The organism is Anaeromassilibacillus sp. D41t1_190614_C2, from assembly GCF_015558525.1.
GTDB lineage: Bacteria > Bacillota > Clostridia > Oscillospirales > Acutalibacteraceae > Anaeromassilibacillus > Anaeromassilibacillus stercoravium.
The window spans coordinates 1-1,124 of the sequence record NZ_JADMOD010000038.1 but is presented as its reverse complement, the minus strand read 5'-3'; the positions used below and the strand labels follow the sequence as shown (position 1 = coordinate 1,124).

Annotated in this window: 1 protein-coding gene; it reads right to left on the bottom strand. The window is 54.9% G+C overall.

From position 1 onward, the window contains the following. The coding region (locus I2G69_RS14015; protein WP_195560999.1) for a sugar ABC transporter ATP-binding protein at positions 1-1,124 on the bottom strand (1,124 nt) is incomplete at both ends.

Sequence of the window (1,124 nt, the reverse complement as noted above, 5' to 3'; positions counted from 1 at the left end):
TTGGATTCCTTTGCCGCCTTAAAGCGCTTGCCTTCCTGCAAGACGCCGTGCTTTGCAAAACTCCTCTGCGCCGCAATAACGGTGTTGTCCTCGATTGACAGGATGCCGAACACACCGCTCTGGCGGCGTTCCTCGGTCAGAAGCGCCAACCCATGCGCCTTCGCGTCGCGCACGGATTTGACCTTGAACGGCTTGCCGTCCTTCTCGATTTTGCCGGACTCAATCGCACGCAGGCCGAACAAAGCCTCGACCATCTCGGTACGCTGCGCGCCTACCAGGCCGCCGATGCCCAAAATCTCGCCCTTATGTAGTTCAAACGACACATGCTGGAACGACTTCGGCAGCGGAGAGCACAGGTCCTCCACCTTGAAGACGACTTCTTTTCCCGGTGTATAGGTCTTCGGCGGGAAACGGTTCGTCATATCGCGGCCGACCATGCGGCTGATAATCAGGTCCGTTGTCAGCTCGCTTGCCGGCCAGGTGCCGACGTAGGTGCCGTCTCGCATGATCGTCACTTCGTCCGAGATCTTCAGGATCTCTTCCATCTTGTGCGAGATGTAAATGATGGCGCAGCCTTTTTCCTGCAACTGACGGATAATCTTGAACAGGTGCTCTGTCTCGTTGTCCGTCAACGAAGACGTCGGTTCGTCCATAATGATGATCTTCGAATTGTAGCTAACTGCCTTCGCAATCTCCACCAGCTGCAAGTTGGATGCAGACAGCGTGCCCGCCAGCACCTCCGGATCAATATCCAGATCGACCTCTTTGAACAGCTCCTTCGTCTTCTTGATCATCGCCTTTTTATCGACGGCGATCCCTTTCATGGGGAATCTTCCCAGCCAGATGTTCTCCATTACCGGACGGTAACGGATCGGATGCAGCTCCTGGTGGATCATGGAAATGCCGAGGTCCAACGCCTGTTTCGACGTATTGATGACCTGTTTCTTCCCATCCAGGATGATTTCGCCGCCATCCTCGTGGTAGATGCCGAACAAACACTTCATCAAAGTCGATTTTCCCGCGCCGTTTTCGCCCATCAGGGCATGTACGCTGCCGGGGCGCACTTTTAAGGTGACCCCATCCAGCGCTTTCACGCCAGGGAATACTTTGGTGATGTTGTTCAT